The sequence below is a fragment of the Sporosarcina sp. CAU 1771 genome, from assembly GCF_054482775.1.
Genome location: NZ_JBTLRN010000025.1, coordinates 1 through 23,070 on the forward strand (window position 1 = coordinate 1; position 23,070 = coordinate 23,070).

General features: G+C 38.5%; 22 protein-coding genes. 21 read left to right on the plus strand and 1 reads right to left on the minus strand.

Annotation, left to right across the window (positions count from 1 at the left end):
- Positions 1 to 654 precede the first annotated feature (654 nt).
- The 21 genes from ACXYMX_RS13995 (at position 655) to ltrA (ending at position 21,929) form a co-directional block, all read left to right on the plus strand.
- Positions 655 to 1,494 (plus strand): malate synthase, encoded by an 840-nt coding sequence (locus tag ACXYMX_RS13995; RefSeq protein ID WP_459044869.1) that lies wholly within the window; start codon positions 655 to 657, stop codon positions 1,492 to 1,494.
- A 128-nt stretch (positions 1,495 to 1,622) separates the two neighbouring features.
- Positions 1,623 to 2,015 (plus strand): hypothetical protein, encoded by a 393-nt coding sequence (locus ACXYMX_RS14000; RefSeq protein WP_459044870.1) that lies wholly within the window; start codon positions 1,623 to 1,625, stop codon positions 2,013 to 2,015.
- Between the two features lie 987 nt (positions 2,016 to 3,002).
- Positions 3,003 to 3,611 (plus strand): TasA family protein, encoded by a 609-nt coding sequence (locus ACXYMX_RS14005; protein WP_459044871.1) that lies wholly within the window; start codon positions 3,003 to 3,005, stop codon positions 3,609 to 3,611.
- 155 nt (positions 3,612 to 3,766) lie between these two features.
- Complete coding sequence (locus ACXYMX_RS14010) at positions 3,767 to 4,438, plus strand: SipW-dependent-type signal peptide-containing protein (protein ID WP_459044872.1); 672 nt, start codon at positions 3,767 to 3,769, stop codon at positions 4,436 to 4,438.
- A gap of 57 nt (positions 4,439 to 4,495) precedes the next feature.
- Positions 4,496 to 5,110, plus strand: a complete 615-nt coding sequence (gene sipW, locus ACXYMX_RS14015) for a signal peptidase I SipW (RefSeq protein WP_459044873.1) — start codon at positions 4,496 to 4,498, stop codon at positions 5,108 to 5,110.
- A gap of 36 nt (positions 5,111 to 5,146) precedes the next feature.
- Positions 5,147 to 5,806, plus strand: a complete 660-nt coding sequence (locus ACXYMX_RS14020; protein ID WP_459044874.1) for a hypothetical protein — start codon at positions 5,147 to 5,149, stop codon at positions 5,804 to 5,806.
- Positions 5,807 to 6,001: 195 nt separating this feature from the next.
- Positions 6,002 to 8,125 carry an ATP-dependent Clp protease ATP-binding subunit gene (locus tag ACXYMX_RS14025; protein WP_459044875.1) on the plus strand — a complete coding sequence of 708 codons (2,124 nt, stop codon included), beginning with the start codon at positions 6,002 to 6,004 and terminating at the stop codon, positions 8,123 to 8,125.
- A 792-nt stretch (positions 8,126 to 8,917) separates the two neighbouring features.
- Positions 8,918 to 9,220: an urease subunit gamma gene (ureA, locus tag ACXYMX_RS14030; RefSeq protein WP_459044876.1), complete on the plus strand. Its 303-nt coding sequence runs from the start codon at positions 8,918 to 8,920 to the stop codon at positions 9,218 to 9,220.
- Positions 9,221 to 9,236: 16 nt separating this feature from the next.
- Positions 9,237 to 9,617 (plus strand): urease subunit beta, encoded by a 381-nt coding sequence (gene ureB / locus ACXYMX_RS14035; protein ID WP_459044877.1) that lies wholly within the window; start codon positions 9,237 to 9,239, stop codon positions 9,615 to 9,617.
- Complete coding sequence (gene ureC, locus ACXYMX_RS14040) at positions 9,601 to 11,316, plus strand: urease subunit alpha (RefSeq protein WP_459044878.1); 1,716 nt, start codon at positions 9,601 to 9,603, stop codon at positions 11,314 to 11,316. The genes ureB and ureC overlap by 17 nt, the downstream gene beginning before the upstream one ends.
- 44 nt (positions 11,317 to 11,360) lie before the next feature.
- Complete coding sequence (locus ACXYMX_RS14045; RefSeq protein WP_459044879.1) at positions 11,361 to 11,807, plus strand: urease accessory protein UreE; 447 nt, start codon at positions 11,361 to 11,363, stop codon at positions 11,805 to 11,807.
- Complete coding sequence (locus ACXYMX_RS14050) at positions 11,749 to 12,489, plus strand: urease accessory protein UreF (protein ID WP_459044880.1); 741 nt, start codon at positions 11,749 to 11,751, stop codon at positions 12,487 to 12,489. Before ACXYMX_RS14045 ends, ACXYMX_RS14050 begins: the two co-directional genes overlap by 59 nt.
- A 17-nt stretch (positions 12,490 to 12,506) precedes the next feature.
- Entirely contained in the window at positions 12,507 to 13,130 is a 624-nt protein-coding gene (gene ureG / locus ACXYMX_RS14055; protein WP_459044881.1) for an urease accessory protein UreG, read from the plus strand.
- A gap of 61 nt (positions 13,131 to 13,191) precedes the next feature.
- Positions 13,192 to 13,935: an urease accessory protein UreD gene (locus tag ACXYMX_RS14060; protein WP_459044882.1), complete on the plus strand. Its 744-nt coding sequence runs from the start codon at positions 13,192 to 13,194 to the stop codon at positions 13,933 to 13,935.
- Between the two features lie 33 nt (positions 13,936 to 13,968).
- On the plus strand, positions 13,969 to 15,552 hold the full coding sequence (locus tag ACXYMX_RS14065; RefSeq protein WP_459044883.1) for an ABC transporter substrate-binding protein: 1,584 nt from the start codon (positions 13,969 to 13,971) through the stop codon (positions 15,550 to 15,552).
- Positions 15,542 to 16,510: an ABC transporter permease gene (locus tag ACXYMX_RS14070; protein ID WP_459044884.1), complete on the plus strand. Its 969-nt coding sequence runs from the start codon at positions 15,542 to 15,544 to the stop codon at positions 16,508 to 16,510. Before ACXYMX_RS14065 ends, ACXYMX_RS14070 begins: the two co-directional genes overlap by 11 nt.
- The gene (locus ACXYMX_RS14075) at positions 16,507 to 17,313 is read left to right on the plus strand and encodes an ABC transporter permease (protein WP_459044885.1); all 807 of its coding nucleotides are present in this window, start codon (positions 16,507 to 16,509) and stop codon (positions 17,311 to 17,313) included. Before ACXYMX_RS14070 ends, ACXYMX_RS14075 begins: the two co-directional genes overlap by 4 nt.
- Positions 17,313 to 18,083 (plus strand): ATP-binding cassette domain-containing protein, encoded by a 771-nt coding sequence (locus ACXYMX_RS14080; RefSeq protein ID WP_459044886.1) that lies wholly within the window; start codon positions 17,313 to 17,315, stop codon positions 18,081 to 18,083. Before ACXYMX_RS14075 ends, ACXYMX_RS14080 begins: the two co-directional genes overlap by 1 nt.
- Positions 18,080 to 18,748 (plus strand): ABC transporter ATP-binding protein, encoded by a 669-nt coding sequence (locus tag ACXYMX_RS14085; RefSeq protein ID WP_459044887.1) that lies wholly within the window; start codon positions 18,080 to 18,082, stop codon positions 18,746 to 18,748. The genes ACXYMX_RS14080 and ACXYMX_RS14085 overlap by 4 nt, the downstream gene beginning before the upstream one ends.
- 121 nt (positions 18,749 to 18,869) lie before the next feature.
- Entirely contained in the window at positions 18,870 to 19,922 is a 1,053-nt protein-coding gene (cax, locus tag ACXYMX_RS14090) for a calcium/proton exchanger (protein WP_459044888.1), read from the plus strand.
- 744 nt (positions 19,923 to 20,666) lie between these two features.
- A complete protein-coding gene (gene ltrA / locus ACXYMX_RS14095) occupies positions 20,667 to 21,929 on the plus strand; it encodes a group II intron reverse transcriptase/maturase (RefSeq protein ID WP_459044889.1) in 1,263 nt (420 codons plus the stop codon).
- Positions 21,930 to 22,034: 105 nt separating this feature from the next.
- Here the strand turns inward: ltrA and ACXYMX_RS14100 are convergent, their stop codons facing one another.
- A complete protein-coding gene (locus ACXYMX_RS14100) occupies positions 22,035 to 22,991 on the minus strand; it encodes a polysaccharide deacetylase family protein (protein WP_459044890.1) in 957 nt (318 codons plus the stop codon).
- Positions 22,992 to 23,070: the final 79 nt, after the last annotated feature.

A 23,070-nucleotide genomic window follows, 5' to 3' on the forward strand; every position in this document is an offset into this window, starting at 1 on the left:
GCCACGGATCGAATTAAGGTCGCTATCGAGCAAGAATCGTTACAAACTGCTTAATAAAATTGTTTATTTATTTTTAAAAAACCAACAAATCTTCAAGGGGCTATTCTGTTTATTTTTAAAATCGTCAATTATGAAATTGATTCAGTTACGAAACATACATAAATTGTATAGAAAAAAGTTTTGAATGAAGGGCTACTCTAAGGAATTAATAGTGTGATCCATTTCGTGGAAGATTGAAATCATCATTATGGGGCAATACTAACTAGAGTTTGATGGTTTAGCTGAGAACACCACATAGCTGCTTTTAATTAATAATACATGAACATCAAGATTTCGGGAGTACTACAAAGCCTAATTTACCTCACTTTTTCCCTCGCGGAAATAGAAACTCATTAAAGAACATGGTATTATACGATAGTCAAATATCCATTGTCAAGAGCAAAGTTGCATTTTTTCGTATTATATGGTATTATATATTTATAACACTGATGGAGTCAACATTCGATTGTCGTGCACAATTTCTTTGGGAAAGGAATTGATTACGTTTTTTATAGTCGAAAAGAGTCAGCATTTTTTTTTGGTCAAATGAACTTCTTGAAAATACGCTTATTTGAAAAGTGAACATCCAAATTTGTAGATAGGGAGAGTGGGCTAGTGAATTTAGTTAATGAAGAAATAACCCATAAAGTGTTTGGTGAAGGTAATATTGTGGAACATGAGGATTCAATTATTACCATCCATTTTGATGAAGGTATTAAAAAGTTTGTATATCCTGATGCTTTCGAAAAATTCATCACACTTAATAACCAAACTGCTGCAAAATCATTGAAGAAATACTTTTTGAAAAGGAAAGAAAAAGAAGAAATTCTTGAAAAGCAACGTGAAGAAGAAAGACAAAATAGAATACTTGAACAGTTGCGTGTGGATCGCATGAAGAACCACAAGATTCATGAAAGCTCTCAAATCGTATTCTGGCTGGATGAAGAAGAGCAACAAAATGTATTTACCGATTGGCAGGTTTCTACTGGAACCGTTCAAAGTGGTAAAAACGAAGGGCAACCAAATCGGGTAGCTCGTTTGCGAATGAACAGTGTAGGTGTTTTGACTGCGCGCGCAGCCGATCAAGAAGAAACAGAAAGACGTATTCTTGGACTCTACCTGGTCAATGAATTCTTCTCTGGCGAGATCGGTGAAGATGGAATGGTCCCATCTGATGAAACGTATAGAATTCAGTTAACAGAGGAAGAAGCAGATCAAATGCTCTTCTGGAATTACTATATCAATCAGAACTATCCTGACCGTACATCATGGAATTCAGGTAAATATCGTTACTTTGACAACGTTTGGACGGCACAAATCTTAAAAGACATCATGGCTATGAAAACTGACGAAGCTGATATCCAAGAAATGCAAACGTTCCTGGAGCACTTCTGTAAATTGAATGCCTTAGATATCACCGCTATACCTGAGCCAAGTGGCGCTTTGAAGCAATAAGAATCATTTTTTTGTAAGAGATCACGTAATGTTAATCGCATTGCGTGGTCTTTTTATTTACGTTGAAGAGTTATCTGAATATTGATTAACCTTATCACGGATTTAGGTATATGAAAAGGAAGGATATCATGGTAGAAAAGTTCTTATCGGAAGACGAAAAAATTCAAGGGACGGAAAAGACCATTTTAGATTATTGGAGATGGGGACATTCCTCGATTTTAGATAATACTTCGCGCGGTATCTATGCCGAGTTTTTAGTTGGGAGTGCATTAGATGCACTGGAGCAACCAAGAGTTGAATGGGATAATGCAGATATACAATATAAGGGCTACACTATTGAAGTAAAATCGTCAGCGTTTATTCAGTCATGGAAACAATTCACTCCAAGTAAACCTGTTTTTGGCATAGCACCCAAATATGCTTGGACCGGAGTAGGTAATGAATATGAAAAAGAAAAACGTCGTTTTGCTGATATTTTTATATCTTTTGTTTACTCAAAGAAAAAAGTAGAGAGAAAGTAAATCCTTTACTTATTAATCAATGGGAGTTTTATATTCTATCAACAGAAGTGCTAGATCAACAGGACATGATGCAAAAGTCAATTTCATTACGGCCTTTACAACGTTTATGTTCAGCGAGTACTTACGATGAAATAAAGGGAAGCTTAGATGATTTAATTAAAACTCAGGAAGAAAAAAGTGAAGCATAAGTTTTGCGCATAAGTTATGAATGGGTTCTTGTAGTGTTCTTATCAGGAATGAACAAGAAGCTACTAAAGGGGATGTCCAGAAAGTCAGTGAAAACTGAAATTCTGTGACAGCCCTTTTTAATGCGTTAAATAACCAAATAAACTGAAGCAATTCCTGAAAATCGGTACACTTTAGTCTTTCGGAAAGGCGAAATAAACCGGTGCATGCTACTCAATTTATTTCTTAAATGGAAAAGTAAGTGAAGGTTTGTTAAGTAAAACGGTAGTGATAATTTATCACTGTGACGAACTATATATGGAGGAAACTTATTGTATGGCACTAAAGTATACCAACAAAATCACTCTTAAGTGTAGTACTAATCTATGAAAAAGTATCCTTAAGAGGTGAGAGGAAACTTAGTGCACTGGGTATACTGTTTGTAGTTCCAGTTTCATAGTGGATAAAAAGAAAGGTAAGGGAGGAGACATAAGGCCTAAAGATGACGCTTACATTTGGAAATGGAGATTAAGGACGCATGAAATCATTCAACATTTTTTCAGCTAATAGGAAGTGAAAGCATGACGTAGACGAAATACGAAATACGTTAGTAACTTCCCTTAGAAGAATAAGAATCCATGCCAGGCTTAAAGTGAAACCTTGAAAGCTATAAATACAACTGGCGACCTATGAAAATGGGAATGCACCAAGTTTACTTTATCCAAAATTGTAAACTCAGAAACGATAATTGAATAAAGTTGGAATCAGCAAGACAAGTAACATTGAGGTCAAACGAATACAAATCATAGGAGGAAATTAAAAATGAGTCTAAAAAAGAAACTAGCAATGAGTATCGCAACAGGAGCATTAGCAGTAAGTATGATTGGTGGAGGGACTTATGCTTATTTTAATGATGTAGAAGTGAATAATAGCAGTTTTGCAGCTGGAACATTGGATATAAATATTCAAGGTAACGATACAAACAATGCAATTATCGATGTTGGAAATCTAAAACCAGGCGATACAATGGCGCGCACATTCTATCTTAATAATACTGGTAGCCTAGATGTTTCTAAAATATTGTTGACATCAACTTATGAAGTAATTGATAACGGTGAGAATAATGCAGGTGATGATTTTGGTGAACACATTAAAATTAAGTTCCTTAGGAATATTGATAAAGGAACAAAAGTTGTCCATGAAACAACTTTAAAGGACTTGAGTACAAAAGATGTTACTGAGAGAGACTTAATAGGAGAACGCTGGGGTGGGGAGCCTAGTGGACTATTAGCGGGTACGTCAGACACTATGATAGTTAAATTTGAATTCGTTGATAATGGGCAAGATCAAAATATCTTTCAAGGTGATTCTTTAAAGCTTAATTGGACATTTGATGCAAAACAAACAGCAGGGGAAGATAGACGACAATAATATCCTGTTTCCCGGGAGGAGAAACCTTCTCCTCCTTCATTTTAATTATCAGAACGAAATATTTTTCATTAAATATATTTTTCAACACATAAATCTACTTGTGTTGTGAGAAATATATTTAATTATCTTTAATGAAAATGAAGGACGTGATTGTATTGAGGAAAAAGAGTGGACGCAGATACAAGCAAAACAATCGGGCCCTTATTTTTAACTTAAAAATCGCGCTCATTTGTTATTTGGCTGTCTTTGGAGTCAGTTATTTGACCTCTGACACATCCGCATATTTCACCAGTCAGACTAAAGTCTCTCAAACAATCACTGCGGGCACTTGGGAATTGCCAAAAGTGATTGATGAACTATGCGAGGAAGAGAAGGGGGAAGAGGTTTCAACTGAAAATACCGAACTTGACTGTGAAATCAAAGGTGAAATTAATGACGACAATGAAAGTGAAAATATAGATGTGGACGGCTGTGATGAAGAATGTAAGAATAACCAATCTAAGGATGACAACGAATTAGGTACAGAGATGGATACTGAAGAGGAAGCAGTTAGCGTTGACAAAGAACTAGGTACATTAGAAAACAAAGACAAACAGGCAGAAAAAGAAGAAAGTAAAGATCTGTATCTAAACGACAATCAGCCTGAGCAAGTCACTGAAGATAAACCAGAAAGTGAAAATAGTAAATCTAAAGATAAGCAACTAAAGAAAGAAATTCAAGAACAACCAGATAAGAACGGAGGAACTAACATTGAACCTCAAGAAAAGAAGGTACCAAGTGAGATTCTCGAATTAGAAACAAGTATAGAAAATACTACTGATCAATAAAAAGTTTAGAAATTTATAGTTATATCGGATCAAAAATAAGGGTGGAAGGTGATAGATATGAGAGAAAGAAAAAGAAAGACGTCTAAAACGAAAAAAGTTATGAAATGGTTAAATAATATTCTTACAGGCATACTGATGGTTCTGTTAATTACTGTAGCTTCCTTAGTAGTCATCACAAAAGCTTCTGGAGGAGAGCCACAGCTTTTCGGATACCAAATAAAAACGGTTTTGTCGGGATCGATGGAACCGGGAATCCAAACGGGCTCGATTATCGCGGTAAAAACAGATATAGATAAAAATAGCTTTAAAGAAGGCGATGTCATCACATTTATGGAAGAGGAAATACTGATTACTCATAGGGTTACTGAGGTTTCGGGTAGTGGGGATTCGGTTCTTTACCGTACAAAAGGGGATAATAACAACGCGGCAGATATGAATCCGGTGATGGCTCAAAACGTGGTTGCGGAGTATTCAGGTTTTACTTTGCCTAATGTAGGCTACTTTGTTAACTTTTCTCAATCAAAAAACGGCGCATTTTTGCTTCTGATACCGGGTTTTCTACTTCTACTCTACTCTGCAGTAACGATATGGAGAGTACTATCTGTAATCGAGTTGCCTCTAAAGAAACAAGTAGAAGTAATGGATGATGATGGCGGGAAAAGTTCTACCTGAATCAATTTCTACAGATTTACAGGGAGGCATTAGTTAATGAACAAATCATTTCAAGTGCTGTCGTTTCTATTCATTTTATATCTATTATTTTTTATTCCCACAACGACCGTTTTTGCAGATGGTGAAAGCGATGCGGATAAGAAGGAACTTGATATTAGTATTTCACCAAAAGATACTTTATTTGATATAAGCAATATGAAACCCGGTGATTGGGCTCCTCGGACAATTACCGTCAACAATTTGGGAAGCCAAGATTTTGTTTACGGAATTAAGTTGCAAAACAATGGAGAGAAAAAGTTGTACAATGAGTTATTGTTGGAAATAAAAGTTGATGAATTGGAATTGTATTCAGGTAAGTTAACTGAGTTTAACTCATTCTTAGAAAGAGAACTAACTAGTGGTAGCAATGAAAATCTAGACATCACGGTGCGCTTTCCAGAAGATCTCGGAAATGATTTTCAAGGACAGGCATCGGAATTTACGTTCACATTTACAGCAGAAGGTGAAAATAACACGACGGTTCAAGTTATGACAAATGGTTTGGTTGCAAGCAGTAGTTTAACAGCGGTCGGATCAGGGACGGCCGCCATGCCGACAACACTATTTTACCTATTCGTATTTGGTTCTATAGTTGTAGCAAGCGGAATTGTATTGATGATTGTTAACCGTTATCGTCGTTTTAAGCTAGCTCAATAGCCAATTGAATAAAACTACCAGTGCATCGTGATTCATGCGCAGGTAGTTTTTTTGTATTCTATTAATAAAGCTGAGAGAACTTAAGCAGAATTCTTGAATGTCAAAGATGGTCAGTGTACAATTAAGTTAAGGTTAAAGATAGTCAAAGTCAGAAGGGAATTGCCCTTCATCAAAATTCAAAAGGGGGAACGAACTATGAGATGTCAAAGTTGTGGAGTAAATGAAGCAAAAATGAGTTTACGTTTTCAAATGAATAACCAAGGAGTACAAATGCAACTTTGTACGAAGTGTTTTCAGGAAGTGAGGTCCCAGTTAAGTACAGGGAATATGTCGATGTTCAATCAAGGAACTGGACAAGCAAACCAAGCAAGTGGCGGGAATTCCGCACAAACACATACAAAACAAGTTCAGGAAACAAATGAACCAAGTATACTAGATGAGCTCGGAAGAAACATATCAAATGATGCAAAAGAAGGATTAATTGACCCTGTCATCGGACGCGATTCAGAACTTAAACGTGTAATCGAAACGTTAAATAGAAGAACTAAAAACAATCCGGTGCTAATCGGAGAACCAGGTGTGGGTAAAACTGCGCTTGCTGAAGGACTAGCTGTGAAGATTCATGAAGGTGATGTACCTGCTAAAATGTTGAATAAACAAGTGTATGTGCTCGATGTCGCCTCACTCGTTTCAGATACAGGAATACGTGGGCAGTTTGAAGAGCGTATGAAACAGCTGATCGCTGAATTGGAAACACGAAAAGATGTTTTGTTATTCGTAGATGAGATTCACTTGCTCGTTGGGGCAGGTAAAACTGAAGGTTCTCAAATGGATGCCGGGAATATTCTAAAACCTGCATTGGCAAGGGGAAGTCTACAACTAATCGGTGCAACAACATTGAAAGAATACCGACAAATTGAAAAGGATGCAGCACTTGAGCGACGCTTCCAGCCAATTATCGTTAAAGAACCATCTGCAGAAGATGCGGTTCAAATACTAAACGGTATTAAAGACCGCTATGAAAACTTCCATGAAGTGCGCTATTCGGATGAAGCGGTGCAAGCATTCGTAACATTGTCACAGCGTTACATTCAAGATCGTTACTTACCGGATAAAGCAATCGATTTGATGGATGAAGTAGGGTCTCGCTTAAACCTTGCGCAATCCTCTAACGATTCTGTTGCGTTAACAACTCGTTTGGAAGAAATAATTCAACAAAAAGAGCAAGCGGCTGAAACAGAAGATTATGAGACAGCAGCTAATTTACGATACGAAGAAATTAAGCTTCAAGAACAATTAGACGCAGCAAAAGAAAACGGAGAAGTCGATTATACAAACGTATCGATTTCTGAAATTGAGCAAATTGTAGAAGAGAAAACGGGGATTCCTGTAACGAAATTACAAGCTGCAGAACAAGCGAAGATGAAAGGACTTGCTGAAAACCTTGGCGATAAAGTCATAGGTCAAGGTGAAGCAGTCGACAAGATTGCAAAAGCAATCCGCCGAAGCCGAGCGGGTCTGAAATCGAAAGACCGCCCAATCGGATCGTTCTTGTTTGTTGGACCAACGGGCGTAGGGAAAACAGAACTTACAAAAGTGTTGTCCGAAGAATTATTCGGTTCACGTGATGCCCTAATTCGTCTAGACATGAGTGAATACATGGAGAAGCATGCCGTATCTAAAATTATCGGTTCACCTCCAGGTTATGTTGGACACGAGGAAGCTGGACAATTAACGGAACAAATTCGTCGCAATCCGTATTCGATTCTGTTGCTCGATGAAATAGAAAAAGCGCATCCAGATGTACAAAACATGTTCCTGCAAATTATGGAAGACGGTCGCTTAACGGATTCCCACGGCCGAACAGTTAGCTTTAAAGATTCCGTTATCATAATGACGAGTAACGCTGGTACGGGTGAGAAGAAAATAAATGTAGGCTTTAATCGAACAGAACATGATTCCGTTACGATGCTCGAAACATTAGGCGACTACTTTAAACCAGAGTTCTTAAACCGTTTCGATGCGATTGTGTCATTCAATGAATTATCTGAAGAGAACTTACTTGAAATCGTAGACTTGATGTTGAATGATTTACAAGAAACTATCAAAGAAAATGAAATTGACATAACGATTACTCAACAAGCAAAAGAAGCATTGGTTAAATTGGGATACGACAAACGTTTTGGTGCTCGACCACTTCGTCGCGTCATCCAAGATAAAATCGAAGATCCATTAACAGACCTTCTATTAGAAGAAGAGTTTGTTGGCGCAGTAAACGTTGATGTAGTTGAAGATGAAATCGTTGTTCAGAAAGCATAAGCATTAGATTGCTGTATGGTTATTAATGGAAGCACTAGAACTAAGTAAAGATTCGAAATAACTTCTTACTACCAATAAAAGTGCCTGTAAAACATTGAAATCAATGTCATACAGGCATCTTTTTTATACCTTTTTAAATTGGAATCGCAGTAATTCATAATCAAATAGGAACTCATTCATTCACCTTTTCAATAATACTTAAATTTTCACTCTTTACAGAATATACATAGGACAGGGTAAACTGACGTTTGAATTGGGCGAAAGGCTGCTTAGCAATGGATCAAAAAAGTAGATTTACGAAGGAATTAAAAGATCAATGTTGTTGCAAGGAATACCATACTAATTAATAACAAAACACAATCCTTACAATAGCATATTCAAAGTTCGAATTTCAGGGACACCAAGCCGTCCAACATTTCAAATCTAAATGAACAAATATAAGTTGACGAATTATTTGTATTTGTATAACTTGATATAAGTCCATCGTTATTCTATAATAGAATAACTACGAATCTCCTAAAACCCTAACTTACTCCAGGGCACAAAATTTTTACTTTACACTCACCAAAAACTGCATGCTCATGCAAAAAAATAACTATGATTTAAATACAACTGAATAGATTGAAAAGAAGCCAATTTAGGTGCTTTTTTGTTGAGCCAATTAATAATTAAGTTAATTGAATACTTTAAAAGGGTATACTATTATGAATACAGTTTTTTTGAATACTTTAAAGTAAGACGATTTGGTCAAAATTAAAAAGCATTATCAATTTTTAAAGGAGGTGAGACCTAATGAAGTTGTCTCCAGTCGAGCAAGAAAAGTTATTGTTACATGTTGCTGGTGAATTAGCAATTAAAAGAAAAGCACGTGGTGTTCTATTGAATTACCCCGAATCTGTTGCTTATATTTGCCATTACATAATGGAAGGTGCACGGGACGGAAAAACAGTCGCACAGCTAATGAGCGAAGGCAAGCAATTACTTAAAGTTGAAGATGTAATAGAAGGCGTCGCAGAAATGATTTCAGACGTACAGATTGAGTGTACATTCCCAGATGGCACAAAACTTGTAACCGTTCATGAACCAATACAATAAGAAGGAGGTAATAAATTTGATACCAGGAGAGATACGACCTGCAAATAAAACGATAGAAATTAATGTTGGGCGCCCTGTTTTATCAATCAAAGTATCGAATACAGGTGACCGACCAATTCAAGTGGGTTCCCACTTTCATTTCATTGAAGTAAACAAACATTTACAGTTTAACCGAGAAAAAGCTGTCGGGATGCATTTGAATATCCCATCAGGTACAGCAGTACGGTTTGAACCTGGAGAAGAAAAAAAGGTTGAGTTAGTAGTATTTGGCGGTAAGCAACATGTTTTTGGTTTAAATCAACTTACTGAAGGATCGACTCATAAAAAAGAAGAAATTATTGAAAAAGCGAAAGACCGGAAATTTAAAGGGGCGGATTCGAATGAAAGTAACGAATGAACAATACGGGAAAATGTTCGGTCCAACAGTTGGCGATCAAATACGATTAGCCGATACAGAACTTTGGATTGAAATTGAAAAGGACTATGCCACATACGGTGATGAGGGCGTTTTTGGTGGCGGAAAATCACTTCGTGTATCGATGGGTCAAAATGGACAGAATACATCGGATGAAGGTGTGTTGGATACAGTAATTACAAACGTCATGATCATTGATTATACGGGGATTGTAAAAGCTGATATCGGAATCAAAGACGGTCGTATCGCTGGTATTGGAAAAGCAGGAAATCCAAATACAATGGACGGTGTCGGTCAAGGAATGATTATCGGTGTAGGAACAGAAGTGTATGCGGGGGAAGGTTTGATTGCAACAGCGGGTGCAATTGATACGCACATTCACTTTATAAGTCCAGACCAAGTCGATGTTGCACTTAGCGCAGGAACTACGACCTTTGTAGGCGGAGGAACGGGACCAGCGGCAGGCTCAAAAGCAACGACGGTAACGCCAGGAAAATGGCATTTGCATCGTATGTTGCAAGCAATCGAGGACATTCCTATGAATATTGGTTTATTTGGAAAAGGGAGTGCATCCATTCCTGAGCCACTTGTTGAACAGATTAAAGCCGGTGCGATTGGTTTGAAAATTCATGAAGACTGGGGTGCGACACCGGCTGCACTGCACCAAAGTTTAAACGTAGCGGATGAATATGATGTTCAAATAGCACTTCACTCCGATACGTTAAATGAAGCTGGTTTTGTCGAAGAAACAATTGAAGCAATAGACGGCCGAGTTATCCACGTATTTCATACAGAAGGTGCGGGCGGTGGACATGCTCCGGATCAGTTGAAAATGGCTAGTTATCCGAACGTCTTGCCTGCATCAACGAATCCTACGAAACCGTTTACGGTCAATACGATTGATGAGCATTTGGACATGCTGATGGTTTGTCACCACTTAAAACATGATGTCGCAGAGGATGTTGCATTTGCAGACTCAAGGATTCGACCTGAAACAATTGCAGCAGAAGATATTATGCAAGACTTAGGTGTCTTAAGTATTATGTCATCAGATTCTCAAGCGATGGGTCGTGTTGGAGAAGTTGCAATGAGGACGTGGCAGACTGCTCATAAAATGAAATTACAGCGTGGTTCTTTACCTCAAGATGAAGGAAAAGAACATGATAATTTCCGCGTGAAAAGGTATATTGCAAAATATACAATTAATCCAGCAATAGCCCAAGGAATTTCACATGAAGTTGGTTCGTTAGAAGAAGGAAAACTAGCGGATATTATTTTATGGGAACCTGCATTTTTTGGTGTAAAGTCAGAAGTCGTTATTAAAGCGGGGATTGCGGTTTACGCACAAACTGGAGATCCGAACGCTTCGATTCCAACACCACAACCTATGATGGGCAGAAGAACGTATGGTTTTCATGGTCAAGGACCACAAAATGTGGGTATGACCTTTTTACCGAAAATCGCTATCGAAGAAGGGTTACCTGAGAAATTAAACCTGAAAAAAATGATTGGTACGGTTAAAAACTGTAGAAACATTTCGAAAAGCGATATGAAATTAAATAAAGAAATGCCTGAAATCGATGTGAACCCTGAAACGTATGAAGTGAAATTGGACGGGGAACTTGCCACTTGTGAACCATTTAGTGTGTTGCCAATGGCACAGCGCTACTTCCTCTTTTAATAAGTGGAATAGTGGAAACAAAATGAGAGAGGAGTTTTTCTTGAATGATCGTTGAAAAAATACTAGGCAATATTAACGGACAAGAAGAAAAGGCTACAAAACGGATTGAATGGGTGGAACTTGATTGGGAACAGTTAAGTAAACGAATTTTCCGCACGCAAACGACTGAGAAGACTGATATTGCACTTCGTATCGACCAAGAAGAGCCATTGCAATACGGCGATGTGCTATTTGAAGATGAAGAAAAGATCATTGCGATCAGAACAAAAATGGAGCCTGTTATTGTCATTAAGCCAAAAGATATGGCGGAGATGGGAAAAGCAGCATTCGAGCTAGGAAATCGTCACACGCCTTCCCTTATTGAAGGGAACGAAATTATTGTTCGCGCTGACCATACGTTAGAACCGTTGCTAACAGAAGTGGGTGTTGCATTTGAAACGACAGAAAAGCGATTCAAACAACCATTTAAATACCGTGGACATGCACATTAATACCGGATTTTTACACTTGATGCAAATCCATGATTCAGCGTTTCCAATCGGTACGTATACGCAATCTTATGGAATGGAGACGTTTATTCAAGAAGATTTGATTCACTCGAAAGAAAGTTTGATTGAATATTGTCAATCGTTTCTTGTTCATAACCTTGCTTATGGGGATGCAATACTCATTCAAGAGGCCTACAAAGCTGCTAAAGAAGGGAACCTTGAAAAGCTACTTTCATTAGACGAGCTTTGTGGTGCGATTAAGTTAGCAAAAGAGTCACGAGATGCAAGCATTAATGTTGGAAAACAGTTTTTGCGAACGGTTTCTCCGTTAAATGAGTTCCCTCTTATAACGGATTGGCAACTGATGATTAAGAATGGTGAAGCCAAAGGACATTATGCCGTCGTATTCGGCATTTACTGTGCACTTAATGAGGTGGATTGCAATCAAGCTGTGACGATGTATTTGTATTCTACGATTAACGGGTTGATTCAAAATGCGGTTCGTGCCGTACCTTTCGGACAAAATACAGGTGTGCAAGTCTTGCATGAGTTATTGGGAAGCATTGTTGACACTGCGAAAATTGTTTACAGTCTAACAGAAAAAGATATTGCCAACAACGCGTTAAGTGTTGAGTTGGCTTCCATGAAGCATGAATATTTATACTCAAGATTATTTATTTCGTAGATTTTAGGAGGAATAGTATGAAACCAGTACGTTTAGGAATAGGTGGTCCAGTAGGATCTGGTAAGACATCCTTAGTCGATCAACTGACGAAAGTAATGTATAAGGATTATAAAGTAGCGGTTATCACAAACGATATTTATACGCGTGAAGATGCACAGTATTTAATTCAAAATGGTGTTTTGGAAGAGAATCAGATTATTGGTGTTGAAACGGGTGGTTGCCCACATACCGCGATTCGTGAAGACGCATCGATGAATTTTACAGCAATAGATGAGTTAAATGAACGTTTTGATGATCTAGATATTATCTTTATTGAAAGTGGCGGAGATAACTTATCGGCTACTTTTAGTCCGGAATTAGTAGATGCATATATTTATGTAATTGATGTAGCTGAAGGGCAGGATATTCCTCGTAAAGGCGGCCCTGCATTAACACGTTCTGATTTATTGTTAATTAATAAAACGGACTTAGCTCCACATGTAGGTGTAGATCTTGACATTATGCATAAGGACGTTGAAAAAATGCGTGGTGGACGACCGTATATTTTTGCGGATGTGCGTACGCAGAAAAACGTAGATAAAATCGTAGAGTGGATTCAACACAATCTATTGCTCGAAGGTATGACACAAAGTGGTAGTTAATGAAGCAGGACGTTACGTACACCACGGCGTGCTCCAGCTGAAATTTGAAAAGAGGAGAGGCATGACAAAAATGCCTTTCGTTTTTCAACAGCCTCCATTAAAGGCGAGTCGTGTCTTAACGGATGGATCCAAAGAGCAGGCAATTGTGTATATAATGGAATCTTCAGGCGGTATGGTTGCGGGCGATCGCAATAAGATCGAGCTAGAACTCGGGCAGGACTCGAATGTAAAAATGATTCAACAATCCGCACTGAAAATTTACCCTTCAACTAACGGAAAAATGTGTATACAGACGATTGATGTGAATATAGAAGAAGAAGCTCGGTTGGAGTGGATGCCTGAAGTTATTATCCCTTTTGGCGATGCAAATTTTGAGATGACGACATCGATAAATATGCGTTCTTCCTCGACGATAATATGGGCAGAAATAATCGCACCGGGACGTGAGAAAAGGGGCGAGATTTTCGACTTTGAAAGCTTTCGATCTCGATTTTCACTACGGGTAGATGATGCTTTACTCGCACTCGATTCCTTGGCATTTAAGCCAAAGGAAATGAACTTACAAGCGCTTGGAATGTTAGAGAACGCACAGTACATCGGCTCGATTTGGATCGTTTCTCCGAATGTTCACAAACTCGATTTACGAGAAATTCAACAATCGGTTATAAACAATACGAACATTAAATTTGGTGCTACTCGCCTTGATGATAATGCAATTCACTGTCGATTTTTAAGTGTTGACCAATGGGAAATGCAAGAAGAGTTGAAACGGGTATTTGCATTGTTTTCAGAACAATTAACATGATGCATTGAACGCTTTAGAAAAGGATTTGAACTGATGAAATTTAAAACATACAGCTGGATTCCCCTCGTTTTGCTCCTCTTATTAAGTGCGTGTACGAACGCCAAAACGGACGGTTCTCTTCAAGATGCACTTAAAGAGAAGCTTAACCGCTTGGTCTATGCGTCGGAAGAAGAGTTTGCGGGTTTAAATCCTTTACTCGAAGAAACCAATGTAGATGCTCTTTTATTTAGGGGATTAATGCGTTTTGATGAACAAAATCGTGCACAAACAGACATTGCACAAGAAGTAACGATATCGGACGATTTATTGACGTATACGTTCACGTTAAAAGAAGACATTCTGTTCCATGACGGAGAACCACTGCGTGCGGATGACGTCGTATTTACGATTGAAAGTATTTTAGATGATGAAAATGCGTCTTATTTGAAGTCGGACTTTTTAGCGATTCAAACAATTGAGGCAACGTCAGATTCGAAAGTCATCGTCTCATTAAATTATCCGTTTACACCGCTACTTGATAAAATGACAGTTCCGATTTTACCTAAACATGTGTTTGAAGGAGATCGTATGCGCGAATCTACTTTTAACCGTCACCCAATTGGTGCAGGACCGTATCAATTCGATGATTGGAGTAGTGGGAATTACATATCTCTAAAAGCTTTTCCAGATTTTTATGGAACGACACCTTCCATTGAACAAGTCGTCTTTAAATTTGTGGAAGATAGCACAATGCGTGCGATTCAGCTGAAAACAGGTGAAGTGGATATCGCTTTACTTGAACCGTCTCAAGTTGCTTCACTAACGGATTCAGAAACAGTTGCACTTTATGATGTCGATTCTGCAGATTATCGCGGGGTCATGTTTAATATGCAAAACGAATTGTTTCAAGATGTTCATGTACGAAAAGCTTTCAGTTTTGCGACAGACCGAGAGAGTATTGTAAAAGGAATTTTGTTTGGATTCGGGGAAGTAGCCTATTCTCCATTGCAAAAACATGTCTATAGCAGATCGGAAGTTGAAACATATGAATATGATGTAGACAAAGCGATTGAACTCTTGGACAATGCAGGATGGATTGTAGGAGAAGATGGATTTAGATACAAAGGAACGGACAAGCTTGCTTTTACAATCACCTCTCCAATTACAGATGAAGTTCGTGTGAATATGGCGAATTATCTAGCAGAAAGCTTTAAAGTGATTGGTGCAGATGTGAAGGTTGCTGCACTCGATTGGAGTGCAATCGAAATTGAGGAGACAGATGCTTTCATGATCGGGTGGGGAAGTCCATACGATGCCGATCATCATACGTATAGTTTGTTTCATACCGATCAGGCAAGTTTAAAGAGTTCGGGTTATAATTTTGGAAGTTATTCCAATTCAGATGTAGACGAATATTTAGTAAGTGGAAGAAAGACAGTAAATGAGGACGAACGGCAAGCAATCTATGAACAATTTCAAGTTGAACTTGCAGAAGATCCTCCATTCATCTTCATCGCATACTTAGATGCAGTGTACGGCATCCACAAAGATATCGATGGCGTAAAAGAGCGTACGTTAGGTCATCATGGGTCTGGATTCTTATGGAATGTCGAGGAGTGGAAGTGGAATGGCCGGTAAGTGGATCATAAAGCGAATGGCGATGGGTACTTTAGTGCTCATCGTTGTGAGCTTTTTTTCTTTTTTTCTATTGGATAAAGCACCAGGACATCTTGCAGCTTCTTATTATGGTGGCAATAGTCAAACGTTGACAGCAGCCGAAATCGAGCGCATAAATGATACATTTTCCTTAGATCGACCGATGATCGAACGATATAGTGGTTGGTTGCAGGAAGTAGCGAAGATGAACTTTGGTTTTTCATCAAAAGAAAATCGTCCCGTTACGGAAATACTGACTGAGAGAGTGCCAAATACAGTACTTCTCGTTGCGATTTCATTGGTTTTGATCGTTAGTATATCCTTGCCACTTGGTCTAAAGGCTGGAATGAAACCAAACACCTTTCTATCCAAATTCATTGCTGTTTCAAGTGTTGTTAGTTCCTCAATCCCAGCCTTTTGGTTAGGGCTGTTATTGATTTGGCTTTTTACATTAACACTTGGAATCCTGCCGTCTTCAGGAATGAGTAGCATTGGTGGAAACAATGGATTTATAGATCGGTTACCTTATTTAGTATTGCCTGTTTCAGTAATCGTACTCTCGCATGTTGGCTTGTATGCTCGTTTTTTGCAAGATAGTGTGCTGGCAGAAAATGATAAATACTACGTCCTTGTAGCGAGAGCAAATGGGGTGGAAGATAAACTTATCGAACGAGGTGTATTAAAGAATGCACTCAGTCCGTATATTAGTTATCTTGCTATGACGATACCTTCGTTTATTGGAGGCTCTATCATTATTGAATCCCTGTTTTCATGGTCAGGACTGGGCCAAATGCTTGTTAAATCGGTCATGAGTAAGGATTTCCCGCTGCTTATGGGCGGTGTAATGGCAATGGGACTTTTTGTAGTCGTTACATTATTCATAGCAGATTGTATTCTCTACTTTATTAATCCTAAGCTTAGAAAAGAGGGGTATCGGTGAAAAAACAAAGAAAGCTACTCGTTTGGTCGAGCTTTTTAGTTTGTATTTTCCTCATGACGATATTCGCCTCATTTCTAACCCCTTACGAACCGAATGGGATGAATATGGACCCGGTTTATGAGGCTCCGAGTAACAGCCATTTACTTGGAACGGATCATTTAGGAAGAGATGTTTTAACACGTCTTTTAGAAGGTGGAAAAGTAACGCTCACTGTTGCCGTTTTTTCGACAGTTCTCTCTTTAGTTATCGGGTTGGTTTATGGAGGAATTAGTGGGTATTATGGTGGGAAATTGGATACATTTTTGATGCGATTATTGGAAGTTTTATTAACTATTCCATCGCTTTTAGTGATTTTAGTTTTTCAGGCTTTTATGCAAGGGAATATATGGAGCATCTTACTCATTATCGGACTAACAAGTTGGTATACAACTGCGCGCATCATTCGAACCGAATTTTTAAAGTTAAAAGATCTAGAATTTGTACAAGTTGCCAAAATGATTGGGACACCTGTTTGGAAGATTCTTTTCGATCATCTGTTACGAAATAGTATCCACGCTGTATTTGTTATCACTTTATTTAATTTTGCTGGAGCAATTTTTATAGAAGTCTCATTAAGTTTTCTTGGAATCGGTGTTCCACCCGCAATTCCGTCGTGGGGAAATATGTTGTATCACGCTCAAAGTGATTTTGGAGCAGGTGCATGGTGGATTGGGATTTTTCCAGGACTCTTCATTGTATTTACAGTGATGGCGATCCACTTTATTGGCGGATCAATCAGTACTAAGGAAAGGAGACTCATCTAATGCTACATATCAAAGATGTATCCATTCATTCAGCTGAACAGAAGCTTGTAGAAAGAAGTACGTTTTCTGTGGAAGCTGGAAAAATAACAACGTTAATTGGAGAAAGTGGCAGTGGAAAGAGTCTTACTTTACTTGCTGTAACTGGAATGTTGCCAGAAAATATGGAGGTGACAGGGGAGATATTGTTTCAAGACAAGAATCTGTTGAAAATGTCTTCGGAACAATTAATGCAGTTTCGGAGAACCGATGTCTTTTTCATTTTTCAAGATGCGTTTAATAGTTTCAATCCTTCGGTTCGCCTAGGCAAACAGTTATTTACACTTTCGGAGGCTAACAGTTTGATTAGATATGGGGCATTTATTAAAAAGATAACACCGATTTTAATGGATCTTCAATTACATCCAGATATCCTTACAAAATTTCCCTTTGAACTATCTGGTGGGATGCTGCAGCGTAGTATGATTGCGTGTGCGCTCTATAGAAAACCGTCTCTTATAATCGCGGATGAACCAACATCTGGTTTGGATTATAAAAACCAACAGGAGCTAATCGCACTCTTTAAAGAAATGAACCGCAGTTTAGGAACGACAATTCTTCTCGTTACACATGATATTGATGTAGTGAAAGCAGTTGCGCACCAAGTAAGTGTGATGTTAGAAGGAACAGTTGTTGAAAGTGGAAGCTTAGAGTCGGTGTTGGAAAATCCAACTCATACATATACGAAGCGTTTGTTAGAAAGCAGCTTTCGACTAGATGGAGTGATGGAATGACACCAATTGAAGTAAGAAATGTAGTGAAAACTTTCGATGAAAAAAGTGGAAAAAACATTGTATTAGAAGGAATTGATATGAAGCTAGAAGAAGGTGAAATCACGGGGTTGATTGGAAGGAGTGGTAGTGGGAAAAGTACGTTATCTCGCCTTCTACTGAAATTAGAAGAACCAACAAGTGGGACAATCTATTTGGATGAAAAGCCGATTCAAGAAATCCCTAACAATGCGTATTATAAAAAAATCCATATCGTTTTTCAAAATGCAACTGCAGCATTAAACCCAAGTTGGCGAGTACAGACAGTTTTGGAAGAAGTGCTCACTTCGAAGAAAGAAAAATGGGGTTTGGAACAGTTGGAGATGTTAAAGAGCATGAACTTATCTCCTAGTATTCTTGCTAAATATCCCTCGCAACTGAGTGGTGGGGAAAAACAACGTGTCAATTTGCTCCGTGCATTATTAATGAACCCGACAGTTTTAATTTGTGATGAAATCGTCTCCAATCTAGATCGCATTAATCAAAAAGAATTGATCCAACTGTTGGTGAATTACCAAAAGCGTTCTAAGATGACAATCTTATTCATTTCGCATGATTTAGATATTGTAAAGGCAATTTGTTCGTCAATTTATGAATTGGAAAAAGGAAAACTAATACGGATACGTTAACTACCAATTTGCTTCTTTTACATATCAATTACTGAACAGCGTTCTTCGTATTTTTACGTTTGCATCTCTTGGAAACGGGAAAGCTAGTAAGAAAAGCTTAATTGCCCAAAGAGGTGTTTTGATGAATCATCTATTTGCTGTTCTTGTTTTTACTGGGGTTCCCCTAGTGTTGATTGGTGCCTATTTAAATTGGTCAGCTCTACTAATGTTTGTACTTGCTTGTATAAGTATTATTGCGCTTTCTGGATATATCGGAAGGGCGACGGAAAGTTTGGCAATCGTTAGCGGACCCAGAATCGGTGGGCTGCTAAATGCGACTTTTGGAAATGCAGTTGAATTAATCATCTCTATTTTCGCATTGCAAGCGGGCTTAGTTGGAATCGTGTTGGCGTCACTAACGGGATCCGTATTAGGAAATCTATTGCTTGTGTTAGGTTTGTCTTTTTTCGCGGGTGGCATTAAATTTAAACGCCAGAATTTCAGTTTGCATGATTCACGATACAATTCAGGGCTTCTTATATTTGCTGTAATTCTTGCGTTTGTCATTCCTGAAGTTTTTTCAATGTCGATGGACGAAAGGAATACAGTGTATTTAAGTGTTGGAGTTTCGATTATTTTAATAGTAATTTATCTTGCGGGTTTATTTTTCAAGCTTGTGACACATCGAGGGATTTTTTCAGCTTCTGATAGTGAAGGGGAGGAAGAAGAAATCCCAGAGTGGACAAAGAAAAAATCAATCCTCGTTCTTTTACTGGCTACTGTAGCGGTTACCTTTGTTTCGGAACAACTCGTTCAGACATTTGAAGTCATCGGTGAGAAATTCGGATGGTCCGAACTCTTCATCGGTGTAATCATCGTAGCAATTGTTGGTAACGCAGCGGAACATGTTTCTGCCATTACATTAGCAATGAAAAATAAAATAGATGTGTCTGTAGAAATTGCTGTAGGATCAACATTACAAGTGGCAATGTTCGTTGCACCCGTTTTAGTGCTCGTCTCTTTATTCATGCCGACATCGATGGCTTTAGTATTTACAATTCCAGAGCTAGTTGCCATGATTACTGCAACACTTCTTGTCATAAATTTAACAAATGATGGAGAATCCAATTGGTTTGAAGGACTCATTTTATTTGCTGCCTATATCATAATGGCAATTGGATTTTATTTGATATAAGATCGACATGGATTTTCTATGATAAATCTAAATGGAAGAGTATTTTAGAGGGTATGAAATGATTGACGGCTTTTTGAACGGGGGAGAAGCTAAGCGAACCCAACCGAGATGTACTCATCCAAATGATTGTAAAAGTATTCGAGAAAAAGACAAATTGAATTACCACTAATTCTCACAAATTAGTGGTATTTTTGTGCGCCCAGCATGGGCGTAATCTATAGGGTGCAAGTCCCGAACTGTGAAGGTAGAAGTAACAGTTAGCTTAACGCAAGGGTGTCCATGGTGACGTGGAATCTGAAGGAAGCGAGCGGCAAACCTCCGGTCTGAGGAACACGAACTTCATATAAGGCTAAGTACAATTGGGTGAGTTTGCAAAACAAAACAAAGCCCTTTCTACCGAAGGTTGTACGGAGTAAATGAAGCAGATAGGTGGAGGGAAAGATTACGTTCTTACCTGGGGAGGTCTGATTGATACGCCAAGTACCCTTGGTAACCTATCTAGTGATGGATAGCTGAACAATCAGAAGTCAGCAGAGGCCGTAGTACCATTCAAACTCGAGAAGAATGGGAAGGGCTGAACAATTAAGAGAGAACAAAATCTTGGCATTCAGTAAACTGCGAAGAACACAGATAACCGATAAGGCATACTTGATGGAGGAAGTGGTGAATTCCATGGGGGACTTCAAGATGGTGGAGTAGAACTGGCATAAGAAGAAACTTTGTTCACGGAAAGAGGCATAACGAATGTTGATGGAACGAATCCTGTCAAAGGAAAATCTGCTTTTTGCCCTGAAAAGGGTGGAACGGAATAAAGGAAGTCACGGTGTCGATGAAATGCGCGTGCAAAACCTACGAACGCATATCGTAAATCACTGGGAATCCATTAAGATGGAGCTTCTTAAGGGTGACTATGAACCACAACCTGTCCGCAGAGTCGAAATCCCGAAACCTGACGGCGGTGTGCGTTTATTAGGAATCCCGACTGTGATGGATCGTTTCATTCAACAAGCGATTGCCCAAATATTAACTTCTGTCTATGATCCGACGTTCTCAGACCATAGTTATGGCTTCCGTCCGAAACGGAGTGCCCATGATGCGGTTAGAAAAGCAAAAGGTTATCTAACGGAAGGCAATCGATGGGTAGTTGATATAGACTTGGAGAAATTCTTCGATAAAGTGAACCATGACAGGCTTATGGGGGCGCTTGCGAAACGAATTCAAGACAAACATCTACTTAAGTTAATCCGTAAATATTTAAAGTCTGGGATTATGATTAACGGTATTGTATCAGCTAGCGAAGAAGGAACACCGCAAGGTGGTCCGCTTAGTCCTCTCTTATCTAATATTGTCCTTGATGAACTGGATACTGAATTGGAGAAAAGAGGCCACAAGTTTGTTCGTTACGCTGATGACTGTAATATCTATGTGAAAACAAAGAAGGCAGGAAACCGTGTCATGAATTCAGTAACTTCATTTATAGAGAAGAAGCTTAAGTTGAAAGTTAATCTAGATAAGTCGGCCGTTGACCGACCTTGGAAGAGGAAATTCCTCGGATTTAGTTTCACTTCTAACAAAGAACCAAAGGTTCGAATCGCTAAAGAAAGTATGCAGCGAATGAAGAATAAAATCCGTGAAATTACATCAAGGAAGAAACCTTACCCATTGGCGTATCGAATTCAGAAACTAAATCAATACCTAATGGGTTGGTGCGGTTACTTCGCATTGGCAGATACGCCAAGCGTCTTCAGGAACTTTGATTCATGGATTCGAAGAAGACTCCGAATGTGCATGTGGAAAGCTTGGAAATTACCTAAAACCAAAGTGAGAAAACTTACTGGATTAGGCATTCCGAAAGGAAAGGCTTATGAGTGGGGGAACACACGGAAAAGTTACTGGAGGGTCTCTAGCAGTCCGATATTACATAGAGCTCTTGATAATTCCTACTGGAATAATCAAGGGCTCAAAAGTTTATCATCACGTTATGAAGTTTTGCGTCATCAATCTTAATTGAACCGCCGTATACCGAACGGTACGTACGGTGGTGTGAGAGGTCGGGAGTTAATCACTCCCTCCTACTCGATTAAATCAACTCTCTAACACCCTTAGATAAGATTACAGACGAACATCATTTTGAAAATTTAGGTAGAAATGATTCGCTTCATCATATACGACAAACTTATATCCTAGGTTTTTGTAAAATTCAATGATCGCGGGGAGTGCCGCCAACGTTTGTGGTTTTTCGTGCATCAGCACAACTTCTCTGTCAGAGTTTGTAGCGTTTTTAATATTTTCTATAATTACATTAGGATTATCTTTTAACTTCCAGTCATTGGAGTCAATTGTCCAATCCCAAACTTTCAGGCCTGCATCTACAATTTGGTTTCGAATCTGTTCGCTCTTTAAACCTGGTGCGGAACCATAAGGAGGACGAACTAAAGTTGGGTTCATACCTGTAATCTCATGAATTAATGCTAAGGTTTCATTCATCTCGGGTACAAACTGATTGTCTTTATATAATCTGTTGAATTCATGTGTCATGCTATGGCCACCGATGTAATGCCCATCTTGTGTTGCACGCTTGACACTTTCTTGAAGATGCTCTTTTTTCAAGTTACTTCCCTGCATGAAAAAGGTCGCTTTGACACCTTGCTCGTGTAAGATATCTAGAAATTGGTCTGTTAGATTACTAGGCCCATCGTCAAATGTTAAATAGACAACTTTGCCTACAGGTTCTTCTTCTGTTTTAGCTAGTTCTTCGTTTTTTTCCTTCTCTTGGTTGAGTGGGATCTCTACTTCATCTGTCGAATCTGTTTTTGTATTTTTGTTAGCTTCAGAACCTGAATGCCCTAAAGACTCTTCCTCTAATTTTTTTTGTTCTTTGCTTGGACTGATTGAAGGTTCTACGATTTCAGGTGCTTTTTGTTGTAAGCTCTTTTCATTGGCAGCATACGACTTTCCTACAATAAAACCAGTAAGAAATGTAGGGATTAACGTTATTAGGACAATCATTGCAACTCGTACTCTTATTTTCTTTCTTTTTTTGCTATATACATTCAGTGGCGCTCTCATGAGTAGTAAATCCTCCTGTTGTTAATTAAAGTATTAGGTACATTTAAATTCCGTGAAATATGTAAAGTAGCAAACATGT

Excerpts from the sequence above, each read along its gene's own strand:
- ACXYMX_RS14000 (WP_459044870.1), top strand. The coding sequence starts at position 1,623 with ATGGTAGAAAAGTTCTTATCGGAAGACGAAAAAATTCAAGGGACGGAA.
- ACXYMX_RS14005 (WP_459044871.1), top strand. The coding sequence starts at position 3,003 with ATGAGTCTAAAAAAGAAACTAGCAATGAGTATCGCAACAGGAGCATTA.
- sipW (WP_459044873.1), top strand. The coding sequence starts at position 4,496 with ATGAGAGAAAGAAAAAGAAAGACGTCTAAAACGAAAAAAGTTATGAAA.
- ACXYMX_RS14020 (WP_459044874.1), top strand. The coding sequence starts at position 5,147 with ATGAACAAATCATTTCAAGTGCTGTCGTTTCTATTCATTTTATATCTA.
- ACXYMX_RS14025 (WP_459044875.1), top strand. The coding sequence starts at position 6,002 with ATGAGATGTCAAAGTTGTGGAGTAAATGAAGCAAAAATGAGTTTACGT.
- ureA (WP_459044876.1), top strand. The coding sequence starts at position 8,918 with ATGAAGTTGTCTCCAGTCGAGCAAGAAAAGTTATTGTTACATGTTGCT.
- ureC (WP_459044878.1), top strand. The coding sequence starts at position 9,601 with ATGAAAGTAACGAATGAACAATACGGGAAAATGTTCGGTCCAACAGTT.
- ACXYMX_RS14045 (WP_459044879.1), top strand. The coding sequence starts at position 11,361 with ATGATCGTTGAAAAAATACTAGGCAATATTAACGGACAAGAAGAAAAG.
- ureG (WP_459044881.1), top strand. The coding sequence starts at position 12,507 with ATGAAACCAGTACGTTTAGGAATAGGTGGTCCAGTAGGATCTGGTAAG.
- ACXYMX_RS14060 (WP_459044882.1), top strand. The coding sequence starts at position 13,192 with ATGACAAAAATGCCTTTCGTTTTTCAACAGCCTCCATTAAAGGCGAGT.
- ACXYMX_RS14065 (WP_459044883.1), top strand. The coding sequence starts at position 13,969 with ATGAAATTTAAAACATACAGCTGGATTCCCCTCGTTTTGCTCCTCTTA.
- ACXYMX_RS14070 (WP_459044884.1), top strand. The coding sequence starts at position 15,542 with ATGGCCGGTAAGTGGATCATAAAGCGAATGGCGATGGGTACTTTAGTG.
- ACXYMX_RS14080 (WP_459044886.1), top strand. The coding sequence starts at position 17,313 with ATGCTACATATCAAAGATGTATCCATTCATTCAGCTGAACAGAAGCTT.
- ACXYMX_RS14085 (WP_459044887.1), top strand. The coding sequence starts at position 18,080 with ATGACACCAATTGAAGTAAGAAATGTAGTGAAAACTTTCGATGAAAAA.
- cax (WP_459044888.1), top strand. The coding sequence starts at position 18,870 with ATGAATCATCTATTTGCTGTTCTTGTTTTTACTGGGGTTCCCCTAGTG.
- ltrA (WP_459044889.1), top strand. The coding sequence starts at position 20,667 with ATGTTGATGGAACGAATCCTGTCAAAGGAAAATCTGCTTTTTGCCCTG.
- ACXYMX_RS14100 (WP_459044890.1), bottom strand. The coding sequence starts at position 22,991 with ATGAGAGCGCCACTGAATGTATATAGCAAAAAAAGAAAGAAAATAAGA.